Below are 21,867 nucleotides of genomic sequence, written 5' to 3'. Positions count from 1 at the left end.
GGCAGGGAGGTGAGCCGTGGACGGAGTGGTGTTCCCCGCGACCGGCGACGGCCGGCGCAGCACGACCGCGCTGGGCCGCGCCGTGGTCGCCGACGCGCTACGCGCCGTCGACCCGGTCGGCGCCCGCTCCGTCGAGCACGAGACCGACTGGCGGCGCGGCTACCTCACCCACTTCCGCCGACTGGTCGAGGCCGGCCTGCTCTCCCGCGCCGCCGCGCTCACCGTCGCCCGCGACGGCCTCACCGCGCTGCACACCCGCATGCGGTACGCGCCGCCCGGCGGCGGCCCCGACGTCGCACTCGACGCGGCGCTCACCTCGACCGGCCCGGAACCGCCGCTGCACACCGCCACGGTCACCGGCGCCGGGCCGGTGGAACGGGAACTGTCCGTGCCGTACCGGGGGCAACGCCTGCGCGGCGACGACCTGCGCCGCCGCCTCGACGCCTGGGTGGACGCCGGCGTGGTCGAACCGAGCTGCGCCGAGGCGGTCGGCGCGGTGCTCGCCAACCCCGACTGGCTGGACCTGCGCGACCAGCGCGTCGTGGTGCTCGGCGCGGGCGCCGAGATGGGCCCGCTGCCGTCGGTGCTGCGCTGGGGCGGCGACGTGGTCGCGCTCGACCTGCCCCGCCCGGAGATCTGGCGCCGGGTGCTGCGCACCGCACGCCGTCACGGCGGGCGCCTGCACCTGCCGGTGCCGGCCGGCACCGGCGACGACGACGCCGCGCTGGCCGCCGCCGCCGGCGCGGACCTGCTGCACCGGCTGCCGCAGGCCGCCCGCTGGCTGGCCGGCATCGACGGCCGGCTGGTGCTCGGCAACTACGTCTACGCCGACGGCGCCACCAACGTGCGGGTGGCCACCGCCGTCGACGCGCTCACCGTCGAGCTGACCCGGCACCGCCCGGACGCGGCGCTGGCGTTCCTGGCCACCCCCACCGACGTGTACGCGGTGCCCGGCGACGCGGTCGACCACGCCGACCGCGGGTACGCCGCCCGCGGCCCGGCCCGCCGGTCCCTGCGGCTGATCTCCGGCGGCCGGCTGCTGCGCCGCAACTACCCGCCCGGCGCCGACCCGGGCGTCAACGACAGCCTGGTCCCCCAGCAGGGACCGAACTACGCGCTGGCCAAACGGCTGCAACGCTGGCGCGCGGCGGTGGCCCGCGACGCGGGCACCACGGTGTCGTTCACCGTCGCGCCGCCCACCCGCACCCGGTCCGTGCTGCGCAACCGCGCGCTCGCCGCCGCGTACGCCGGCGCGCACCGTTTCGGCGTCGAGGTGTTCGAGCCGGCCACCAGCAACACGCTGATGGCCGCGCTGCTCGTGCACGACCTGCGCACCGGCGGCGGTCCGACGCAGGAGCACCCGTGGCGGGACGAAGCGTACGCGGCGGCACACGGCGGGCTGTGGCGGATCCCGTACGCGCCGCGCAGCGCGCTCGGCCTGGCCGTGCTCCTCGGTCTCGGCGGGGCCCGCGCCTGAGGCGGGTTTCCTTGTCTTGAGCGCCGGGAAGGCTCCGGTATGGCCGAGACATTCGCGAGCGAAGACCTGAAGACGCTGCGGTCCATGGCGCGCGGGGCCGGGATCCCGGAGGCCGAGCGCCTGTCGCACGACGACCTGGTCGAGGTGTTGCGCCGGGCCGGCCTGGCCGACGGCACCTCGGACGACTGGCCGGACCAGCCGATCGAGGACCCGGCGCACCTGGCCGGCCTGCCGCGTAGCTCGCTGCGGCAGGGCGACGAGAGCACCGGCGGCGGGGCCGCCGAGGAGGCGATCGGCGCCCGACCCGGTGAGTCCGGCACCGAGATCGACGACCGCACGCAGCGCTGACCACGTACGGCTGTGCGGGCCGCCGCCGCTCCGGCGGCGGCCCGCACGTCACGTCCCGCCGGCCTATGCTCGCCGGATGCTGTCTGAGGTGACCGGACTGTCCCGACACTTCACCGAGGAGTCCCTGCGGGCCCACCTGCTGGCCCGGTCGACCCGCACGCCGGGCGGCTGCCTGGTCGTGCGCGGTTACGGCAGCCGACGGGGGGTGCACCAGAAGGTGGTCGGCCGGGCGTGGGCGCACGTCGCCGCGTACGCGGTCTTCGTCGGTGGCTATCGGCCGGGCCTGGAGGTGCGGCACGACTGCGGCGTGCTCGACTGCATCGAGCCGACGCACCTGCGTCAGCTCAGCCGCGGCGACAACCGCCGCGCGCGGCGGCAGCAGCCGACCTGCCGCAACGGGCACGAGCGGGAGGTCGACCCCGGCACCGGTCGGTTCCGGAAGGTGTGCCGGCACTGCAACAGCGACGCCCAGCGGCGGTGGCGTGAGCGCCGCGCCGCCGAGGTGGCCGCCGCCCGGGCCGGGTACCGACCCTGAGCCACGATCCGGTCGTCAGCGAAGCTGGTCGGCGCGGTGCAGGTGATCGAAGATGATCTGGTCGACCGGGGAGACGCGGTCCCGGTCGGCGTAGGCCAGCCAGGTGATCTCCTCGATCTCGTGGGCCGGCCGCAGGACGCCCCGGTAATCGGCGGTGTGGCAGCGCATCCGTACGACGGTGCCGTCCGGATGCCCGTGCGCCTGGCCTCCCGGACGAGCGTGTCGAGGTCGCGTCGCCGGTCCGCATCGGACGGCACGCGGGGCGATGACACCAGCTTGAATCCTTACGCACAAGAACTGTCATTATGATGTAGTGGCGATATGTCCCTTTAGGGCCGCCAGATTTTCGTAATGTCGTAATCGGTAATCCAATAAATAGCCGCCAGGTGGTTCGGGTCGGCTCCGACGACTGGCACCCGGGGCGGCTGTGCGCCGCCCCGGGTGCTCCGGTCAGCCGGACTCGCGTTCCGGCCGGTCGGTCAGAAGTTCGTCGTGAAGTTGTAGAGCACCAGCGCGGTGTCGTCGAAGTACGGTGACGCCACCCAGGTCGCCCGGTCGGCCCGGCTGTTGATGCCGTTGACCAGACCCCACTGCCCGTCGTAGTTGATCAGCCACGAGCCGCCGCTCGCCCCGCCGGTGAAGTTGCACGGAGTGATCTTGATGGTCTGCGTCCACACCGCCGGGTTCTCCTGCACGGAGTTCGCGGCGCACTGCTTGAGCCGGCGGCCGTTGAACGGCGCCTCCGCCGGGTAGCCGAACGCGTTCATGAACTGGTTCACGCCGGCGTTGACCCACAGACCCTGCGAGCCGTACCGGTTGATGTGCTGGCCGCCCTGCGTGCCCATGACGGCCACGGCCATGTCCTCGGCGAAGTTCGAGTCGTTGATCCACGCCGTCATGGTCCACAGCCCCGTTGCGGTCCAGGTGCCGAGCGGACGCGGGTTGGCCGCGTCGCCGTTGTACGCCGGGACGAAGGTCCAGTTCGAGGCCAGGGTGCCACCCCGGCCGCCGTGGATGCAGTGACCGGCGGTCCAGACCTCGTTGCCGGCGGCCGTGTTCACGATCGTGCCCGAGCAGACGTAGTTCTTGCCGTCCATGGTGAAGAAGACCTTGCCGGCCGTGAACGCGGTCGGGTGGCTGCTCGGCAGGTTGGGATCGGTCGCCTGGGTCCCCATCCCTCCGGTGGTGGTGGCGCCGCGGGCGGGCGGGACGATCAGCTCCTGGCCACTGTTGCGCGGCGCGGGCGCGGACTTGAGGCCGGCCTGCGGCACCGCCAGGGCCCGCCGGTACTGCTCGGATTCCTCGACCGGCCGCGCGGCGCGCATCCGCGCCGGCGTCCAGTACGCGGCCAGCACCGCGTCGCGCGACAGCCGGTGTCCCGCCGTCGCCTCGGCGGCCCGGGTCGCGTCCGCGGTGATCGTCGGGGTGAAGCCGGTGATCCCGGCGGCGGCGGCATCGGGCGCGTTGACCACCGCGTCGCGTTCAGCCGCGTTGGCCCCCGGCCCGACGACCAGCACGGGCACGACGACTGCGGCGATCGCCAGGGCCCGAAGGGCCCGTCGTGATCCGGTCGACCAAACCTTCATCTGTGCGGTCCTCCCGTTGCGGACGCCACCTGTCGCAGCGCCCTGCGTACCGACACCCTGAGCCCTGCGCACGTCCGGGAGGGCCGATCGTGGACACGGCTGGACAGGATTGGACACGGTTGGACAGCAGTGCTCAGCGCTGAACGCCACGCCGCTCCTCCTCGACCCCGTGGCCGCTGCGGGCCAACGGGAACGCCGCCGATTCCCTACGGTGGTGCCATCCCGACGGTTCTCCACAGGAGGTCGGCATGGCACTGTTGTCGCGCGAGGTCGTCGAGCGGGTCCTGCGCGCCGGCCGCGAGCAGGACGTCGAGACGTTCGTGGGCCTGATGGCCCCGGACGGATACCTCGAATGGCCGTTCCGGCCACCGGGCGTGCCCGGCCGGGTGCGGGGGCGTGCGGCGATCCGCCAGCACCTGACCGTGACGGCCGGGTCCCTGATCACGTTCGACGAGCACCGCGACATGGTGCTGCACGAGAGCACCGATCCTGAGGTGGTCGTCGTCGAGTACGAGGCCCACGGCACCGTGGTCGCGACCGGCGCGCCGTTCACGCAGACCGTGATCGCGGTCTTCCGGGTCCGGGACGGCCTGATCGAGTCCTACCGCGACTACATCAACCCGCTGCCCCTGATGGCGGCGCTGGCCGGCGCCCCGGACGGGCGCTGACACGGACGACAGGAGCACCCCCGTGGAGCAGGACGAACAGCGCCGGCACTCCTCGTCGTTCGGCGCGGCGGCGACCGCGTACGCCGAGCACCGCCCGGACTACGCGCAGGCCGCGGTGCGGTGGGCGATCGAGCCCGCCCCCGGCCGGCGGGTGCTCGACCTCGGTGCCGGCACCGGCAAACTGACCGCCACCCTGGACGCGGTCGGCGCCGAGGTCACCGCCGTCGAGCCGGACCCGGCGATGCTGGCCGAACTGCGCCGCGCGCTGCCAGGTGTGCCCGCGCTGTCCGGCAGCGCCGAGGCGATCCCGCTGCCGGACGCGTCCGTCGACGCCGTGCTGGCCGGTAACGCCATGCACTGGTTCGACATGGCGGCCGCCGGCCCCGAGATCGCCCGGGTCCTCACGCCCGGCGGCGTCCTGGCCGGCCTGTGGAACGTCATGGACGACGAGGTCGACTGGATCGCCGGCCTGGCCGAGGTCAGCGGTAGCGCGGCCATCGGCCCGCGCGACACCCCGGCCAGCTGGCGTGCCGAGACGGCGCGGATGCACCTGCCGGGCAACGGCGCGCCGGCCCACTTCGACGTGCCCGAGCAGGCCGCGTTCCGGCACGGGCAGCGCCGCACCGCCGACTCCCTGGCGGCGACGCTCGCCACCCGGGCAGGCCTGCTGGTGATGCCGGCGCCGCAGCGGCAGGCCACACTCGACCGCATCGGCGCGTTCCTGGCCAGCCGGCCGGAGACCGCGCACGGCGAGTTCACGCTCCCGATGCTCACCTGCGTGCTGCGCGTTCGGCGACAGTGATGCCGCACGAGGGGCCTGCCCACGAATCCGGGATGACCGGCGCGGACGTCCGCGCCGCCGCCGCCGCGATGACAGCCGTGCTGCTGCCGGCCGCCGGCCGGGACTGGACGGTACGCGCGGGCGACCTGGACTGGTCCTGCTGGACCACGGCCGCGCACATCGCGCACGACGTGGCCGGGTATGCCGGTCAGGTGGCCGGCCGCCCCACCGACGGTTACCTCCCGTTCGACCTGCGGGTGCACCCCGACGCGCCACCGGTGCGGGTGCTGACCGTGGCGACCGCCGCCGCCGGGATGCTCGCCGCGCTGGTGGAAACCGCCGACCCGGACGACCGGGGCTGGCACTGGGGTCCCTGCGACCCGGGCGGCTTCGCCGCGATGGGGGTGGCCGAGATCCTGCTGCACACCCATGACGTGACCCGCGGTCTCGACGTGCCCTGGTCGCCGCCGGCCGGCCTGTGCGCCGGGGTGGTGCGACGGCTGTTCCCCGACGCGCCCGCCGGTGCGCCGGCGCCGGTGCTGCTCTGGCTCACCGGCCGGGCCCCGCTGGGCGACCGGCCGCGCCGGACGTCGTGGACGTGGCGGGCCGCGCTCGACTGAGGAGCACGCCGGTTCAGGTCGCCGGGTCGGCCGCCGCGGTGAACGCCGTGACGTGGTCGGCGGACCACTGACCAAACGTGCGCGCCGGCCGGCCGAGCAGGTGCGACACCGTGGAGGTGACGTGTGCCCGATGCCCGAGGGTGGCGCGCCACGCGGCCAGCAGCATGTCCACGGCGGGACGCGCGGCCTCCGGGGCCTGGCGACGGAACTCGTCGGGCGGCAGGTCCTCGAACGCGATCGGCCGGCCCAGGGCGGCGCCGATGAGGCTGACCTGTTCGGCCTGGCTGAGCGACTCGGGGCCGGTCAGGACGTAGTCGCCGCCGGCGTGCCCGTTCTCGGACAGGATCCGCGCGACGACCGCGGCGACGTCCCGGTCGTCGACGGGGGCGGTCTGGGCCGCGCCGTACGGCCACCGGACGACAGCGTCACGACGGATCGCCGGGGCCCACCAGTGCAGCGCGTTGGAGGCGAACATCCCCGGCCGGACGATCGTCGCGTCGAGACCGGTCGCCGCGACGAGCTGCTCGATGCGGGCGTGCAGCGTCGCCATCGGGTTCGGCTGCTGGAAGAACGGGTGCGGGGTGCGGTGTGGCGCGGACAGATAGACGACCCGTCGCGGCTGGGCGGCCAGCCGGTCCACGACGGCGGGCGCGGTGTGCGGCGGGGCGGTCCAGACCAGGAAGACGGTGCGGACGGCGGTCAGGGCCGCGTCGAGCGATGCGGGCACGGTGAGGTCACCGGTGACGACCTCGACGGTGGCGGGCAGGGTGGCCGCCGGCTCGGGGCGGCGGACGAGGGCGCGGACCGGCACGCCCGCGTCGACCAGTTGATCGATCACGGCGCGCCCGACCCGGCCGGTCGCCCCGGTGACGAGCACCGCGTCTGTACGTTCCATACCCATCATCGAACCGTTACCCGGTTAAAAACGCAACCTGGTAACTCTTGTTACCCTGATGCGGTGAGTGAGCCGGGCGGGCTGCGGGCCCGCAAGAAGGCGCAGACCCGGGGCGCGATCGCCGATGCCGCGATCGCGCTGTTCCTGGCACGCGGGTTCGAGCAGGTGTCGGTGTCCGACATCGCGGCGACGGCCGAGGTGTCGAAACCGACCCTGTTCCGTTACTTCGCGACCAAGGAGGACCTGATCCTGCACCGGTTCGCCGACCACAACGGTGAGGCCGCACGCGTGGTACGCGACCGCCAACCCGACGTCGCGCCGATGACGGCGCTGCACCGGCACTTTCGGGCCGGCCTCGACCGCTTCGAGCCGGTGACCGGCCTCAACGATCATCCCCAGGTGGTGGAGTTCCACCGACTGGTGTTCAGCACGCCGAGTCTGGCCGGACGGCTCATGCAGTACCTGCTCGACGACGAGGAGGCGCTGGCGGCGGCCCTCGGCCCGGGCGTCGGGCCCCGACTGCTGGCCGCCCAGGTGATCGCCGTGCACCGCGTGCTGGCGCGCAACAACTGGCAGAAGATCGCCGACGGGCGGACCGCGCACGAGGTCCACCCGGGGGCGGTCGTCGACGCGGACCGCGCCTTCGCCGGACTGGGCCGGGCGGCGGGCGACTCCTGACGCGCTCCGCGGCGACCCGCGGCCGGGCTCAGCGACGCCACCAACGCCACCGGCGGCGGGCGCGGGCCGCGGGCGGGGCGGGCGGCACCGGCTCCACCGGCGTCGCGGTCACGACACGCTGCTGCCGGTCGGCCCGCCACCGCCGTACCGCCTCGTCGACGTTGACCGGGCGGACCACCACCCGAGGGCCGGTCGGGGCACGCAGCCAGGCCACCACCTCGGCGTTGAGCGCCGCCACGTACGACCGGACCGCGTCCTCGGTGGGCAGGTCGCGCAGCTCGGCGGGAAGTTGTTCGACGCGGCGGCGCAGTTGCAGCGGGGTGGGCAGCATCAGGTCGGACGGGATCTGCTCCCGCTCCAGGAAGCTGCGGATCCACCAGCCCTCGTCGTAGGGCTGGTGGCGGCCCGGGATCGGTTTGCCGGCGCCCGGCAGGTTGTCGAACTCGCCGCGTTCCTGCGCCGAGCGGATCTGCGCCTCGACCGCGGCCTCCCAGCCTGTCGTCACCGCCGTCACCTCCCGCTCCCACCGTATCCGTCGGCTGCCGACCATGGTCAGCGTCGCAGCGCGCGGAAGTGTTCCCGGCGCGTAGTGTTCCGCCGACGAAAGGAGCGGCGACGTGCGTGACTGGCTGATCGGCCTCGGCGTGGCGACCGGGTGCCTGGTCGCGAGCTGGGCGGTGCTGGTGCTGGCGGCCCGGCGGCTGCCACCCGGCCTGTTGCGTGACCTGGCCGCGTTCGTGCCCGACTGTCTGACCACGGTGCGGCGGCTGCGCCGGGACCCGCGCGTGCCACGCCGGGCCCGGATCGCGATCGTCGTCGCCGGGGTGTGGCTGGCCAGCCCGATCGACCTGATCCCGGAGTTCCTGCCGGTGATCGGCCCGCTGGACGACATCGTCGTGGTGGCGCTCGCGTTGCGCTACGCCGGGCGGCAGGTGCCCCGGCAGGTGCTGCTCGACGCGTGGCCGGGCGAGCCGCGCCTGTTGCTGCGCCTGCTCGGTCCGGCCGCGCGGTGACTGCTCAGGGCAGCCGGCGTACGTGCCGGTGGCCGTCGCGGGGAAACGGCGGGCGGGCCGGCAGCACCTCGACGAAGACGTACCCGCTCTTCTCCGCGACCCGGCAGGAGGCCGGGTTGTCGACCTGGTGCAGCAGTTCCAGGCGGGTCAGGCCGCCGGCGGCGAAGCGGGCGAACGCCCAGCCGGTGACCGCGTCGACGGCCCGCGGCGCGACGCCCCGGCCACGGGCCGGGGCCGCGGTCCAGTAGCCGACCTCGGCGGCCGGCCGCCCGGGCTGGACCTCCTTGAGCACCACGCAGGCCACCAGCCGCTCCCCCGCCGGGGTGTCCTCCAGCACCGCGAAGCTGAACCGGCGCCCGGCGGCCCAGCCCTGCCGGACCCGGCGCAGGAACGCGCGCGCCTCGGTGCGGGTGGTGACCGGGAAGCGGGTCCAGGCGCGCAGCACCGGGTCCCGGTAGGCCTCCAGCAGGGCGTCGGCGTCGCCGTCGCGCCACGGTCGCAGCAGCAGGCCGGGCGCGGACGGGGTGGCGGCGGCGGACAACACGACGGACATCGTCCGAGTGTCGCGCGTCACCGGGGGTGAACGCGAGGCCGGCACGCGGTCAGCGCGGCGGTTCGCGCAGCACCGCCACGCCGCCGGGCCCGACGGTCACGTGCTCGTCGACCGGCTCGTCGGTGAGCAGCTCGTGCCCGGCCGCGGGCACCCGCTGCGGGCGGTCGGTGTGGTTGAGCAGGAACAGCCAGCTCTGGTCGCCGTCGCGGCGGCGGACCGCCTCGACGCCGGGCGGCGCCGGGCAGGTCGGGGTGACGCCGGCGAGCCGGGCCGCCTCGACGAGCAGCCGGCGGTACGAGTCGTCGTCGGGCCGGGTGGAGACGTACCAGGTGCGGGCCGCGCCGACCCGGTGCCGGGTGACCGCCGGGCGGCCGTCCAGCACCCCACCGATGTACGCGGTGACCTGCTCCGCCCCGGCCAGGTGCACGGTCTCCGACCAGATCCGGCCGTACCCGCCGCTGGTCAGCGGCACCCGTTCGTCGTCGGCGAGCGGGTGGAACTCCTCCACCCGCACGCCGAGCAGGTCGCGGTAGGCGCCCGGGTAGCCGCCGAGGCGGACGCGGGCGTGTTCGTCGGCGACGCCGCTGAGCCAGGTGACCAGCAGGTGCCCGCCGTCGTGGACGTGTCGGCGTACCCAGTCGACGGTGGCGTCGGAGGCCAGGTAGAGCGCGGGCAGCACGAGCAGCCGGTGGCCGTCGAGCGGGTCGCCGGGCGTCACCAGGTCGGCGGTGAGGCCGGCGTGCCACAGCACCCGGTGCGCGGCGGCCACCTCGCCCGGGTGGTCGAGGCCGTCGCGGGGCATCCCCGGGTGGCGCAGCGCCCAGCCGCTGGCGGCGTCGTAGGCGATCGCGACGCGCGCCTCCACCTGCCCCGTCGCGGTGCCGGCGAGCCGGCCGAGCGCGGCGCCGAGGTCGGTGGCCTCCCGGAAGACCCGGGTGTCCGCGCCGGCGTGCGACACCACGGCGGAGTGGAACCGTTCGGCGCCGCCGGCCGGGGCGCGCCACTGGAAGAACATCGCCCCGGCCGAGCCGCGGGCGACGTGCGCGAGGCTGTGCCGGGTCATCCGGCCCGGTTCCTTGGTGTGCATCCGCCCGGTGACGTGGATCTGGTTGGGCGCGCTCTCCATCAGCAGCCACGGCGCGGGACGGCCGGCGCCGTGGCGGGCCCAGCCACGCGCCAGGTCGGCGACGAGCGCGGTCTGCTCCTCCGCGCCGCCGTCGATGCGGTCCGGGTAGTGGTCGACGGCCACCAGGTCCACCTCGCGCGCCCAGCGGGCGTGGTCGACCGGCACCCAGTCGCCGAGCACGTGGTTGGTGGTGACCGGCACCGCCGGGTTCGCCGCCCGCAGCACGTCCCGCTGCTCGGTGTACGCGGACAGCAGCGTGTCCGACCAGAAGCGACGGAAGTCGAGCAACTGGCCGGGGTTGGCCAGGTACTGGGTGGCGCGGGGCACGCCGACCTGCGCCCAGTCGGAGTAGTGCTGCCCCCAGAAGCTGGTCACCCACGCGTCGTTGAGCGCGTCGAGGTCGGCGTAGCGGCCGGTGAGCCAGCGGCGGAATGCCGTCTCGGCGTGGTCGCAGTGGCAGGTGGTGCCGTACTCGTTGTGCACGTGCCACAGGGCCAGCGCCGGGTGGTGGGCGTACCGGGTGGCCAGCACCTCGGCGATGGTCCGGGCCGCGGTGCGGTAGGCGGGCGCGGCGGCGCAGTAGGTGTCGCGGCTGCCGTGGTGCAGGCGGACGCCGTCGGCGGTGACCGGCATGGCGTCCGGGTGACGCCGCGTGAACCAGGGCGGCGGGGACGCGGTGGGGGTGGCCAGGGCGGCCCGGATGCCGGCGGCGTGCAGCAGGTCCAGCACCTCGTCGAGCCAGTCGAGGGTGTAGCGGCCGGGGGCGGGTTCCAGGCGGGACCAGGCGAACACGCCCACGGTGACCAGGTTGACCCCGGCCGCGCGCATCAGGGCGACGTCCTCCGACCACACCGCCGGTGGCCACTGCTCCGGGTTCCAGTCTCCGCCGTAGCTCAGCCGACCGTCGCTCCACAACGCTTTAGTTGTCATCCCCGTCAAAGTAGGAAGAGGTGAGGAGGAAAGTCAATGCGACAGATCATTGACAGTTAGTTGTGGTTCCCAAGAAACTTGCGGGGCCGCCCGTGTCGCCGCGAGGAGACGCCCATGCCGTACCGCCCACCCCTGGTCCCGTACGAGACGTTCGTGGCCGACCCACCCGACCTGCCGGTGCGCGCCCCCGGCGAGGAGGGCGCCGACGACGTGCTGCGGGCCGAGGTGGCCGCGGTCGACCCGCACGGTGTCACGCTCACCGCCACCTGTTCCTCCGGCCGCACGCTCGTGGCGCGCGTCGAGGCCGCCGGGGACGGGATCGTCCGGGTACGGCTCACCGACGACCTCTCGGTGCGCAGCCGCTCCGCCCGGGCGCTGACGCTGACCCGGCCCGTACCGCACCCGGCCGAGGTCACGGTCGACGACGCGTACGCCCGGGTGGACGCCGGCGGCGTGCGCGCCGAGATCCGCCTCGACCCGTGGGGGCTGCGCTTCCTCGACGCCGACGGTCGGCTGCTGGTGGCCGCCGACGGCGGCACCCGGGACATCAGCGGCCGGCGGCGCACGCTGCCGCTGGGTCGGTCCACCCTCGACGGCGACCCGGTCGCCTGGCACGAGAGCTTCGTCGCGCCCGGCGACGAACGGTTCGTCGGCTTCGGTGAGAAGTTCACCCCGCTGGACAAGCGCGGCCAGCGACCGTTGATGTGGAACTTCGACGCGTTCGGCGGCGAGTCCGACCGGTCGCACAAGAACGTGCCGTTCTACCTGTCCGACCGCGGCTACGGCGTGCTCGTCGACAGCGGCCTGCCGGTGCAGTTCGACGTCTGCGCCAGCACCCACAGCAGCGTGCAGATTCTCGTCCCGGACGACCTGCTCGACTACTACGTGCTGGCCGGCCCGACCCCGGCGCGGATCCTGGACCGGTTCGACGCGCTGACCGGCCGGCCGTACCTGCCGCCGCGCTGGGCGTTCGGGGCCTGGATCTCCTCCGGGTTCTTCCCCGACAGCGAGCAGCGGGTGCGCGAGCGGGCCCGGCTCATCCGCGAGCGGGACGTCCCGTGCGACGTGCTGCACCTGGACTGCTACTGGCAGGTCGCCGGCCGCTGGTCCGACCTGCGCTGGGACGAGCAGGCGTTCCCCGACCCGGCCGGCCTGCTCAAGGACCTGTCCGAGGCGGGCTTCCGGGTGTGTCTGTGGATGAACCCCTACCTGATGACCGACAGCCCGCTGTACGCCGAGGCCGAGGCCGCCGGCTACTTCCTGCGCCGCCCCGACGGCGACACCTACGTCGCGGACACCTGGCACGGCAGCTACCCGGTCTGCGCCATCGTGGACCTGACCAACCCGGCGGCGGTACGCTGGTTCCAGGGCCTGCTGCGACCGCTGCTGGCCCAGGGCGTCGCGGTGTTCAAGACCGACTTCGCCGAGGGGGTGCCCGCCGACGCGGTGGCGCACAACGGCATGACCGGCGTCGAGCTGCACAACGTGTACGCGCTGCTGTTCAACGACGTGGTCGCCGACGTCACCGAGGAGGTCGCCGGGCACCGCACGGTGTGGGCGCGCTCGTCGTACCTGGGCGGGCAGCGGCACAGCGCGCAGTGGAGCGGCGACGTCAACGCCACCTGGCCGGGCATGGCCAGCACGCTGCGCGGCGGGCTGTCCCACGGGCTGTCCGGGGTGCCCTTCTGGAGCCACGACACCGGCGGCTTCCACGGCACGCCGGAGCCCGACCTGTACGTGCGCTGGACGCAGTTCGGCGCGCTGTCGCCGCTGGTCCGGCTGCACGGCACCACCAGCCGGCTGCCGTGGGACTTCCCGCCGGAGGCGGAACGGCACGCGGTGGCGGCGCTGCGGCTGCGCTACCGGCTGCTGCCGTACCTGTGGTCGGCGGCGGTGGACGCGGCCCGCACCGGCAGCCCGATGCTGCGGGCGTTGCTCGTCGACACCCCGGACGACCCGACCGCCTGGGTCACCGACCTGCAGTACCGCCTCGGCGTCGACCTGCTGGTGGCGCCGGTGCTCGACCCGGGCGGGGAACGCGCCGTCTACCTGCCAGCCGGCGACGACTGGCTGGACGCGGCGACCGGCCAGCGCCACCCCGGCGGCCGACACCTGCGGGTGCGGACGCCACTCGACCGGCTGCCGCTGTACGTGCGGCGCGGCGCGCTGGTCCCGACTGTGGCGCCCGCGCCCACCGTGGCCGAGGGCCCGTTCCGCGACGTCACGCTGGTGTCGTGGGGCGGGACCGATGGCGTGACGGTGGTCCGCGACGACGACGGCGACAGCACGGTCACCGCCGTCCGCGACGGCGACACACTGCGGGTACGCGTGGACGGGCCGCTCGACGTGCGCCGCGTCAGCGCGGTCGGCGCGGACGCGCCGCGCCGGATCGTGCTCGACGGCGAGCCGATCCCGGTGACCCCGTTCGCGCCGTGGTTCGGCGGCTGAGCCGCCCGGCGGGCACCGTGCCGATTTAGTTTAAGCTTTGGCCGAATCCGACGGACGGCGGCGCAGGAGGCGGACAGCACGTGATCAGCATCGACCGGCCGGTCCAGACGGCCGACCTCGGCGACGTGCGGGTCGCCAACCGGGCCGTGGTGCTGGGGCACGTGCGGCGGCACGCGCCCTGCTCGCGCGCCGACGTCGCCGCCCGCACCGGCCTCAACAAGGCGACCGTCTCCAGCCTGGTCAGCGAGCTGATCGAGTACGGGCTGCTGCGCGAGACCGGGCTGACCGAGAACCGGGTGGGCCGCCCGGCCACCATGCTCGTGCTCGACGGCGCCCGCTACGTCGGGCTCGGCCTACAGATCGGCGCCGACGAGTTGGTCGTGGTCGCCGCCGACCTGAGCGGCGAGCGGCTGCTCACCTGGCGACGCGCCTTCGCCGCCGCGCTCGCCGGCCCCGAGGAGACGGTACGCGCGCTCGCCGCGCTCACCCGACGGGCGGTCACCCGGGTCACCGGCGCCGGGCGCACGGTGCTCGGCCTCACCGTGGGCGTGCCCGGCCTGGTGGACGCCGACGGCGCTGTCCCGCTGGCCCCCGCGCTGGGCTGGCGTGGCGTGCCGCTCGCCGCCGAGCTGCGCCGCGCGCTACGCGACCCGGGCTTCCCGGTCGGCGTGGACACCGACGCCAACCTCGCCGTCTCGGCGGAACTGCGGCACGGCCCGTACGCCGGCACCGCCGACCTGATCCACCTCACCGGCGGGCTGGCGGTCGGCGCCGGCCTGGTCAGCGGCGGCCGGCTGCTGCGCGGTGGCCGGGGCTTCGCCGGCGAGATCGGCCACCTGCCGGTCCTGACCGACGGGCCTCGCTCACCCGACGGGCCGGCGTGCCGGTGCGGGCGCCGGGGCTGCCTCGCGTCGCTGGCCGGCGTGGACGCCGTGGTGCGCCGCCTGCTGCCCGACGCCGCGCCGGACGCGCCGGTCACCGACTACCTGCCAGAGATCGACCGGATCCAGGCGCTCGCCCGCGCCGGTGACGAGCCGGTGCGCACCGGGCTCACCGAGATCGGCCGGCGCCTCGGCCGCGCGGTGTGCGTCCTAGTCGACCTGCTCGACCCGGAGGTGGTCGTGGTGGGCGGCCACCTGGCGACGCTCGCGCCGTGGCTGCTACCGGCCGCCCGCGCCGAACTCGCCGCCCGCACGCTCGCGCCGCCGGCCGGGGTCCGGCTGGAGGCCAGCACGCTCGGCTCCGCCGCCAGCGCGTTGGGCGGCGCCACCGCCGCCCTGGCCACCGTGGAGGCCGGGCAACTACCCGCCGCCTGACCCTTGACCGCGCCGGCCCCGGATGCCAACCTCGGTAGCGCCGCTTCCGGACCGGGCAATCCGTGGGCGGCCTGTTTTCCGGCGGTTGTCGAAGCGCTTCACCGCAGCTCCGGGCCGACCCGCCGGCCGACCACCCCACCCCCTTTTTTCGCGTGCGTGCCACCGTCCTCACCACCCGGCAATCGAAGCGCTTCGATGACCGGGAGTGTGACCCGCACGCCCACCGGAGGCGCCCGCCATGACCGACCCCACCCCCCACCGCGTCGACGACCTGCTCGCCCGCCTCACCGTCGGAGAGAAACTCGGCCTGCTGCACCAGTGGCAGGCGCCCGTCCCCCGGCTCGGCCTGCCGGGGTTCCGCACCGGCACGGAGGCGCTGCACGGCGTCGCCTGGCTCGGCGAGGCCACCGTCTTCCCGCAGGCGCTCGGCCTGGCCGCGAGCTGGAACCCGGACCTGATCACCGCCGTCGGCGCCGCCGTCGGCGACGAGGTCCGGGCCAAGCACCGCGCCGACCCCGACCGGGTCGGCCTCAACGTGTGGGCGCCGGTGGTCAACCCGCTGCGCGACCCACGGTGGGGACGCAACGAGGAAGGCTGGTCCGAGGACCCCTGGCTCACCGGCCGGCTCGCCACCGCCTACGCGTCCGGGCTGCGCGGCGCGCACCCCACCCGGCTGCGGACCGCGCCGACGCTCAAGCACTTCCTCGGCTACAACAACGAGACCGACCGGGCGCTCACCTCCAACGACCTGCCGCCCCGCGTGCTGCACGAGTACGAGCTGCCGGCCTTCCGCGCGCCGCTGGCCGCCGGTGCGGCGGTCGCCGTGATGGCGTCGTACAACCTGGTCGACGGCGTGCCGGCGCACCTGAGCCCGCTCATCGACGGCGAGCTGCGCGGCTGGGCCGACGACGAGGTGATGGTGGTCGGTGACGCCGGCGCGGTCGGCAACATCGCCGGCATGCAGAAGTACCTGCCCGACCACGTGGCCGGCTTCGCCGCCGCGCTGCGCGCCGGCGTGGACAGCTTCACCGAGGACGACGACGACCCCCGCCCCACCGTGGACCGGCTCACCGAGGCGCTGGCGCGCGGGCTGGTCGCCGAGTCCGACGTGGACCGCGCGGTCCGGCGGATCCTGTCGGTCCGGCTGCGCCTGGGCGACCTGGACCCGCCCGGCCACGACCCGTACGGCGACGTGCCGGCCGACGTGGTGAACTGCCCGGCCCACCGGGAACTGGCCCGCGAGTCGGCCCGCCAGTCGGTCGTGCTGCTGTCCAACGACGGGCTGCTCCCGCTCGCGTCCGACCGGCGGGTCGCGGTGCTCGGCCCGCTCGCCGACACGGTGCTCACCGACTGGTACAGCGGCACCCTGCCGTACGCGGTCAGCGCGTTCGAGGGGCTGCTCGGGCGGCTGCCCGAGGTCACCACCCACCCGGGCGTCGACCGGATCGCGCTGCGGGTCGGCGACCGGGCCGTCCGGTGCGTCGACGGCGGGCCGCTGACGCTCACCGACGCGGCGCCCACCGAGTTCGACGTGGTCGACTGGGGGCAGGGCGTGGTGGCGCTGCGCGCGGCCCACCACGGCCGGTACGTGGGCGCGGACGACACCGGGGCGCTCGTCGACGACCGTCCCGGCCCCGGCGGCTGGGTGGTCCGGGAGACGTTCCGCCCGCGGCACCGCCCCGACGGCACCGTGCTGCTGCGTCACCTCGCCACCGGCCGGGACGTCGGCGTCGACCCGGCCGGCCGGCTGAGCGTCGCGGTCGACGAGCCCGCCGCGTTCACGGCGGAGCTACGCGTCGACGGCGCGGCCGAGGCCGCCGCGCTGGCCGCCGCCGCCGACGTGGCGGTGGTGGTGCTCGGCAACCACCCGATGGTCAACGGCCGGGAGACCGAGGACCGGGTCGACCTGGACCTGCCGACCGGCCAGCTCGACCTGCTGCGCGCCGTGCACGCCGCGAACCCGCGTACCGTGCTGGTGCTGACCAGCAGCTACCCGTACGCGGTGGGCTGGGCGCGGGAGCACCTGCCGGCGGTGCTGTGGAGCGCCCACGGCGGACAGGAGCACGGCCACGGGCTGGCCGACGTGCTGCTCGGCGACGCCGACCCGGGCGGACGGCTGACCCAGACCTGGTACGCCGACACCGCCGAGCTGCCCGACCTGCTCGACTACGACGTGATCGGCGCCGACGCCACCTACCTCTACCACCGGGGCGAACCGCTGTACCCGTTCGGCCACGGGCTCAGCTACGCCGAGTTCGACTACGCTGACCTCCGGTTGAGCACCGCCACGGCGCACACCGACGAGGAGGTGGAGGTGAGCGTCGAGGTCACCAACACGGGCCGCCGCCCGGGCACCGAGGTGGTGCAGCTCTACACCCGGCAGCGACGCTCCCGGGTCAAGCAGCCGCTGCGGCAGCTCCGCGACTTCGCCCGGGTCACCCTGGAGCCGGGGTGCGCGGCCCGGGTGACGCTGCGGCTGCGTACCGCCGAGCTGGCCTGGTGGGACGAGAACCGCCGGGCCATGGTGGTGGAGGACGCCACCCACTCGCTGCTGGTGGGCCGCTCCGCCCGGGACATCCGGCTGGTGGGCGCGCTCGCCGTGCACGGCGGCGGCGACGGGGCGGCCACGCCGGCGGCGGAGCGCTCCGGGACGGCCCGGTGAGCGGCCGCGCCGCCGGCGAGCAGGTCACCATCGCCGACGTGGCCCGCCACGCCGGGGTGGCGGCGAGCACCGTGTCGTACGTGCTCAGCGGCAAGCGGACCATCTCGGCGGCCACCCGGGGGCGGGTGCTGGCCAGCGTCCGCGCGCTGGGCTACCACCCGAACGCCGGGGCGCGAGCCCTGGCCAGCCGCAAGGCCAACGTGATCGCGTTGGTGCTGCCGCTGCGTACCGGCATGCAGGTGCCGGTGGTGATGCGGTTCGCCACCGCGGTGGTCACCACCGCCCGCCGCCACGACCACGACGTGCTGCTGGTCACCGCCGACGAGGGGCCGGCCGGCCTGCACCGCATCGCCGGCAGCGCGCTCGTCGACGGCGTGCTGCTGATGGACGTGGAGCTGGAGGACTCCCGGGTGCCGCTGCTGCGGGAGCTGGCGTTGCCCGGCGTGCTGATCGGGCACCCGGCCGACAGCACCGGCCTGGCCTGCGTGGACCTGGACTTCCGGCGGGCCGGGGAGCTGTGCGTGGAGCACCTGGCCGCCGCCGGGCACCGGCGGATCGCGCTGCTCGGCGCCCCGGCCGCCGTCTACGACCGGGGCACCGGCTTCGCCCACCGGACCCGGGCCGGCGTGTCGGCCGCGGCCGAGCGGCTCGGCGTCGACGCGGTGACCCGGCCCTGCGAGGAGGGACCGGCGGCGGTCCGCCGGGACCTGGCGGCGTTGCTCGCCGACCACCCCGACGTCACCGGCCTGGTGGTGCAGAACGAGTCGGCGGTCGGGCCGGTGCTGGCCGCGCTGCCGACGCTGGGCCGGCGGGTGCCGCAGGACGTCGCGGTGGTCGCGATCTGCCCCGACGAGCTGGCCGAACCGTCCGGGTTGACCTGCGTGCCGGTGCCGGCCGAGGAGGTCGGCCGGCAGGCGGTGACGTTGCTGATGCGGCGGCTGGGTGACGAGCCGGTGCCGGAGGTGACGTTGCTGGAACCGACGCTGACCGTGCGCGACACCAGCCGGTGAGCCGGCCCCGGGTCAGCCGCCCTGGAGCAGGAGCAGGAACGGCGGGCCGGGGTTCACCACGGTGGACACGTTGGCCGCCACGACCACCAGCGCGGTCACGGCCAGCACGGCCAGCAGCAGGCTGAGCCACCGGCGTGGCCGCCACGACCGCACCGCGAGGCCGGTCAGGGCGGCGGCCAGGAGGCCGACCAGCGTGCCCTTCACCACGTGCCAGCGCACGTACTCGTCGAGCATCACGCCCAGCGCGGGCGACACCGGGCCGTGGTCGAGCTGGTCGCGGACCTGGGCCAGCATGACCAGTCGGGCGTCGGCGGGACCGGCCGTCAGATGCGGCAGGAGCGTGCCGAACGGCGACACGGCCCCCTGGACGTTGGCGATCAGCAGCACCGCCGCGGCGAGTGCGAGCGCCCCGAGCGGCAGCCGGAACCGTCGGGCCCGGTAGGCCAGCGTCACCAGCACCACGAGCAGCGGCACCGCGATCAGCACCCGGATCAGGTGGTACCGGAACTGGTGGTCGACGGCGTGCTGGAGGTCGGGCGGGAAGTCCGTGCCACCCGCGGACCAGTAGGCGAGCAGGGCGCGCGGGAGGTCGTCGAGCCGGTCGGGGCCCAGCGCGAGCGGGGCGAGGAAGAACGCGGCGGCCAGGACGACGGCCATGGCGCGGAGCCCGACGTCGCGACGCCGGGCGGTGGGGGTGGGCAAGGGAACTCCTAGTCGGATCGGCTGCTGCGCAGGTAGGCGAGCACGGCGAGGACCCGCCGGTTGGTGTCGTCGCTGAGCGGCAGGTTCAGCTTGGTGAGGAGGTTGCCGATGTGCTTGGCGACACCGGCCTCGGTCAGGGACAGGATCCGGGCGGTGGCCGCGTTCGAGTGACCCTGCGCGATCAGGCTGAGGACCTCGCGTTCGCGGGCCGTGAGCTGTCTGAGCGGGTCGCGGCGGCGTTGCATCAGTTGCCGGACGACCTCGGGGTCGATCACCGTGGCGCCGTCGGCCACCCGGCGCAGGTGCCCGGCGAACTCGGCCACGTCGCCGATGCGGTCCTTGAGCAGGTAGCCGATGGACCGGCCGGAACCCGAGGCGAGCAGTTCCCCGGCGTAGCTGTGCTGCACGTACTGGCTGAGGGCGACCACCGGGAGCCGGGGGTCCTCGGCGCGCAGCGAGACGGCGGCCCGTAACCCCTCGTCGGTGTGGTTCGGCGGCATCCGGACGTCGGTCACGACGAGGTCCGGGCGGTGCTCGTGGACGGCGGCCAGCAGCGCGGGGGCGTCCCCGACCGCGGCGGCGACCTCGATGCCGAACCGGGGCAGCATCGCGGTCAGCCCCTCCCGCAGCAGCACCGAGTCCTCCGCGATCACGACGCGCACGGCAGCTCCACCCGCAGGATCGTCGGCCCGCCGGGCGGGCTCGACATCAGCAGCCGGCCGCCGGCAGCGGCGGCCCGGTCGGCGAGCCCGGTCAGCCCGGACCCGCGCCCGGGGTCGGCGCCGCCGCCGCCCTCGTCGCGGACCTCGACCACCAGCCGCCCGGCCGCGCGCCGGACGGTGACGGTGACCTCGCTGGCGGCGGCGTGCTTCACCGCGTTGGCCAGGGCCTCGGAGATCGCCGCGTACGCGACCGCCTCGACCTCCGCCGGCAGCCGGGCCGGGGCGACGTCGACGTGTACCTCCAGGCAACTCGCCGCGGCCAGTTCCTCCACCGCGGCGCGCAGGCCCAACTCCCGCAGGGTACGCGGGCTGATGCCGCGGATCAGGTTGCGCAGCTCGGCCATCAGCGTCTTGGCCTGTTCGTGCGCGGCGGCCATCGCGGCAGCGGCCGGCGAGGACGGCGGCAGGTCGAGCCGGGCCATCCCGATCTGCATGGTCAGGGCGACCAGGCGCTGCTGGGCGATGTCGTGCAGGTCCCGCTCGATGCGCAGCCGTTCGGCGTCGAACGCGTGCACCAGCCGGGTCCGGGACCGGGCCACCTCGACCAGTTCCTCGGACCGCTCCGGATACAGCAGCATCCGGGCCAGCGCGGCGTGCGCGCCGCCGAACAGCGCGCTCAGGTAGAGCAGGGCCGGGATCAGCAGCAGGCCGCCGCCGGCGCGCGCGACGATGCCGAGCAACGAGTCGGCGACCGAGATCCGGTGTTCCACCGACACCGGCGTCGACACGACGAGCAGCCCGACGATCCCGAGCACGCCGAGCCAGAGCGGTCCGACGACGCCGAGCAGGACCATGTAGGCCACGGCCCGCCAGGTGGCCGGGTCGGTGTAGAGCGCGCCGCGGCGCCCGGGCGGCGGTGGGGTGTCACCGGCGAGCCGCAGCCGCCACCGCTCGGCCCGGGCCATGGAGAGCGCCAACTGCGGCCCCAGCAGTGCGAGCAGGCCCACCCCGATCAGCCCGAGGCAGGCCGCCACGATCAGGTAGCCGCTGGTCCGCCCGGCGTGCAGGAGCACGGCGGCCGAGACCAGCGGTGTCAGCGGCACCGCCAGCACGAGCCACAGCAGGCCGGCGGCGAGCGCCGTCGTGGCCGAGTAGGCGAACCCACGCCACGGCCAGGCCGAGACCAGGAACCGTCGCCCGGTCACCGCCCTGAGCAGCGTGTCTGTCATGTGACCAGGCTAGGGGGCGGTCGTCCGCCGCCGACAGCGCGCTGGGGCGACCCTCCGGGTAGACCTGGCACTACCGGCGGCGGTCCACGGACCAGACGCCGCCCGGCGGTCGTCCGGTCAGAGGCTGTCCGGGCGGCACAGCGCCGGGTGCCGGGCGCCGGGCGTCGCGTACCAGGGCGCGCCGTCGTCGGTCAGCGCGGTGCCGATCCGCAGCCGGGCCCAGTCGTCCAGGTCGGGCAGCGCGTCGGGGGCGAACCAGGCCACCGCGAGGGACTCGTCGCCGTCGGCGGTGGGTGTCCCGCCGACGGCCCGGCAGCGGAACCAGACGTTGAGGTACTCGCAGACGTCGCCGTTGGGGTAGCGCACGGGGTGGGTGGCCACGCCGGCCAGCCGCACGATCGTCACCTCGACGCCGGTCTCCTCGCGGACCTCGCGCACCAGCGCGTCGGCGGGCTGCTCGCCCGGGTCGACGGTGCCGGCGGGCACCGACCAGCGGCCGTTGTCGCCGCGTCGGGCCAGCAGCACGCGTCCCGCGTCGTCGGTCACCACGGCGCTGGTCCCGTAGAGCATGAGCAGGTCGTGGCCGACATGCTGGCGCAGCCGGGCGACGTACGGCGACACGGGCATG

21 protein-coding genes and 1 pseudogene are annotated in these 21,867 nt (G+C 75.1%); 12 read left to right on the top strand and 10 right to left on the bottom strand.

The features are described from left to right. The first annotated feature begins 16 nt into the window (after positions 1-16). From ACZ6O5_RS13665 to ACZ6O5_RS13655, 3 genes are all read left to right on the top strand, one after another. Positions 17-1,477 (top strand): hypothetical protein, encoded by a 1,461-nt coding sequence (locus ACZ6O5_RS13665; RefSeq protein ID WP_465977068.1) that lies wholly within the window; start codon positions 17-19, stop codon positions 1,475-1,477. A 39-nt stretch (positions 1,478-1,516) separates the two neighbouring features. Continuing rightward, complete coding sequence (locus tag ACZ6O5_RS13660; RefSeq protein WP_465977066.1) at positions 1,517-1,825, top strand: hypothetical protein; 309 nt, start codon at positions 1,517-1,519, stop codon at positions 1,823-1,825. A 76-nt stretch (positions 1,826-1,901) separates the two neighbouring features. Then, on the top strand, positions 1,902-2,360 hold the full coding sequence (locus ACZ6O5_RS13655) for an HNH endonuclease family protein (protein ID WP_465977064.1): 459 nt from the start codon (positions 1,902-1,904) through the stop codon (positions 2,358-2,360). Positions 2,361-2,375: 15 nt separating this feature from the next. On the opposite strand, the pseudogene ACZ6O5_RS13650 reads toward ACZ6O5_RS13655, so the two are convergent. Beyond that, a pseudogene (locus tag ACZ6O5_RS13650) lies at positions 2,376-2,564 on the bottom strand (NUDIX hydrolase); the annotation flags it as partial. Between the two features lie 275 nt (positions 2,565-2,839). After that, complete coding sequence (locus ACZ6O5_RS13645; protein WP_465977062.1) at positions 2,840-3,946, bottom strand: trypsin-like serine peptidase; 1,107 nt, start codon at positions 3,944-3,946, stop codon at positions 2,840-2,842. 248 nt (positions 3,947-4,194) lie between these two features. On the opposite strand from ACZ6O5_RS13645, the gene ACZ6O5_RS13640 reads away from it, so the two are divergent. The 3 genes from ACZ6O5_RS13640 to ACZ6O5_RS13630 are packed head-to-tail and all read left to right on the top strand — an operon-like array spanning position 4,195 to position 6,015. After that, positions 4,195-4,614 carry a nuclear transport factor 2 family protein gene (locus tag ACZ6O5_RS13640; protein ID WP_465977061.1) on the top strand — a complete coding sequence of 140 codons (420 nt, stop codon included), beginning with the start codon at positions 4,195-4,197 and terminating at the stop codon, positions 4,612-4,614. Positions 4,615-4,636: 22 nt separating this feature from the next. Then, positions 4,637-5,416 carry a class I SAM-dependent methyltransferase gene (locus ACZ6O5_RS13635; protein ID WP_465977059.1) on the top strand — a complete coding sequence of 260 codons (780 nt, stop codon included), beginning with the start codon at positions 4,637-4,639 and terminating at the stop codon, positions 5,414-5,416. A 32-nt stretch (positions 5,417-5,448) separates the two neighbouring features. Beyond that, a complete protein-coding gene (locus tag ACZ6O5_RS13630; RefSeq protein ID WP_465977057.1) occupies positions 5,449-6,015 on the top strand; it encodes a hypothetical protein in 567 nt (188 codons plus the stop codon). Positions 6,016-6,028: 13 nt separating this feature from the next. On the opposite strand, the gene ACZ6O5_RS13625 is transcribed toward ACZ6O5_RS13630, so the two are convergent. Continuing rightward, a complete protein-coding gene (locus tag ACZ6O5_RS13625; RefSeq protein ID WP_465977056.1) occupies positions 6,029-6,910 on the bottom strand; it encodes an NAD(P)H-binding protein in 882 nt (293 codons plus the stop codon). A gap of 63 nt (positions 6,911-6,973) precedes the next feature. Here ACZ6O5_RS13625 and ACZ6O5_RS13620 point away from each other — a divergent pair, with 63 nt between their 5' ends. Continuing rightward, the gene (locus ACZ6O5_RS13620; protein ID WP_465977054.1) at positions 6,974-7,588 is read left to right on the top strand and encodes a TetR/AcrR family transcriptional regulator; all 615 of its coding nucleotides are present in this window, start codon (positions 6,974-6,976) and stop codon (positions 7,586-7,588) included. 28 nt (positions 7,589-7,616) lie between these two features. Here ACZ6O5_RS13620 and ACZ6O5_RS13615 read toward each other — a convergent pair whose 3' ends face one another. Next, positions 7,617-8,093: a DnaJ family domain-containing protein gene (locus tag ACZ6O5_RS13615; protein ID WP_465977052.1), complete on the bottom strand. Its 477-nt coding sequence runs from the start codon at positions 8,091-8,093 to the stop codon at positions 7,617-7,619. A gap of 112 nt (positions 8,094-8,205) precedes the next feature. Between ACZ6O5_RS13615 and ACZ6O5_RS13610 the strand changes: the two genes are divergently transcribed. Then, positions 8,206-8,601, top strand: coding sequence for a YkvA family protein (locus tag ACZ6O5_RS13610; RefSeq protein ID WP_357301856.1), 396 nt, complete (start codon positions 8,206-8,208; stop codon positions 8,599-8,601). 4 nt (positions 8,602-8,605) lie between these two features. On the opposite strand, the gene ACZ6O5_RS13605 is transcribed toward ACZ6O5_RS13610, so the two are convergent. Then, the gene (locus ACZ6O5_RS13605) at positions 8,606-9,154 is read right to left on the bottom strand and encodes a GNAT family N-acetyltransferase (RefSeq protein WP_465977049.1); all 549 of its coding nucleotides are present in this window, start codon (positions 9,152-9,154) and stop codon (positions 8,606-8,608) included. 49 nt (positions 9,155-9,203) lie between these two features. After that, entirely contained in the window at positions 9,204-11,210 is a 2,007-nt protein-coding gene (locus ACZ6O5_RS13600) for a beta-galactosidase (protein ID WP_465977047.1), read from the bottom strand. A gap of 114 nt (positions 11,211-11,324) precedes the next feature. On the opposite strand from ACZ6O5_RS13600, the gene ACZ6O5_RS13595 reads away from it, so the two are divergent. The 4 genes from ACZ6O5_RS13595 (at position 11,325) to ACZ6O5_RS13580 (ending at position 18,646) form a co-directional block, all read left to right on the top strand. Next, positions 11,325-13,658, top strand: a complete 2,334-nt coding sequence (locus ACZ6O5_RS13595) for a TIM-barrel domain-containing protein (protein WP_465977045.1) — start codon at positions 11,325-11,327, stop codon at positions 13,656-13,658. Between the two features lie 80 nt (positions 13,659-13,738). Next, positions 13,739-14,974 (top strand): ROK family transcriptional regulator, encoded by a 1,236-nt coding sequence (locus ACZ6O5_RS13590; RefSeq protein WP_465977043.1) that lies wholly within the window; start codon positions 13,739-13,741, stop codon positions 14,972-14,974. A 238-nt stretch (positions 14,975-15,212) separates the two neighbouring features. Further along, complete coding sequence (locus ACZ6O5_RS13585; RefSeq protein ID WP_465977042.1) at positions 15,213-17,636, top strand: beta-glucosidase; 2,424 nt, start codon at positions 15,213-15,215, stop codon at positions 17,634-17,636. Then, on the top strand, positions 17,633-18,646 hold the full coding sequence (locus ACZ6O5_RS13580) for a LacI family DNA-binding transcriptional regulator (protein WP_465977040.1): 1,014 nt from the start codon (positions 17,633-17,635) through the stop codon (positions 18,644-18,646). Before ACZ6O5_RS13585 ends, ACZ6O5_RS13580 begins: the two co-directional genes overlap by 4 nt. A 12-nt stretch (positions 18,647-18,658) precedes the next feature. Here the strand turns inward: ACZ6O5_RS13580 and ACZ6O5_RS13575 are convergent, their stop codons facing one another. The 4 genes from ACZ6O5_RS13575 to ACZ6O5_RS13560 form a co-directional block, all read right to left on the bottom strand. Continuing rightward, positions 18,659-19,348, bottom strand: a complete 690-nt coding sequence (locus ACZ6O5_RS13575) for a hypothetical protein (RefSeq protein ID WP_465977038.1) — start codon at positions 19,346-19,348, stop codon at positions 18,659-18,661. A gap of 8 nt (positions 19,349-19,356) precedes the next feature. Then, positions 19,357-19,956 carry a LuxR C-terminal-related transcriptional regulator gene (locus tag ACZ6O5_RS13570; protein ID WP_465977242.1) on the bottom strand — a complete coding sequence of 200 codons (600 nt, stop codon included), beginning with the start codon at positions 19,954-19,956 and terminating at the stop codon, positions 19,357-19,359. 41 nt (positions 19,957-19,997) lie between these two features. Continuing rightward, positions 19,998-21,239 (bottom strand): sensor histidine kinase, encoded by a 1,242-nt coding sequence (locus ACZ6O5_RS13565; protein ID WP_465977036.1) that lies wholly within the window; start codon positions 21,237-21,239, stop codon positions 19,998-20,000. 117 nt (positions 21,240-21,356) lie between these two features. After that, positions 21,357-21,866, bottom strand: a complete 510-nt coding sequence (locus tag ACZ6O5_RS13560) for an NUDIX hydrolase (protein ID WP_465977034.1) — start codon at positions 21,864-21,866, stop codon at positions 21,357-21,359. Between the last annotated feature and the right edge of the window lies 1 nt (position 21,867).

The organism is Micromonospora sp. NPDC049201, assembly GCF_055586805.1.
Note: the sequence above shows the minus strand (reverse complement) of the source record. Positions and strands in the feature narration are given on the sequence as shown.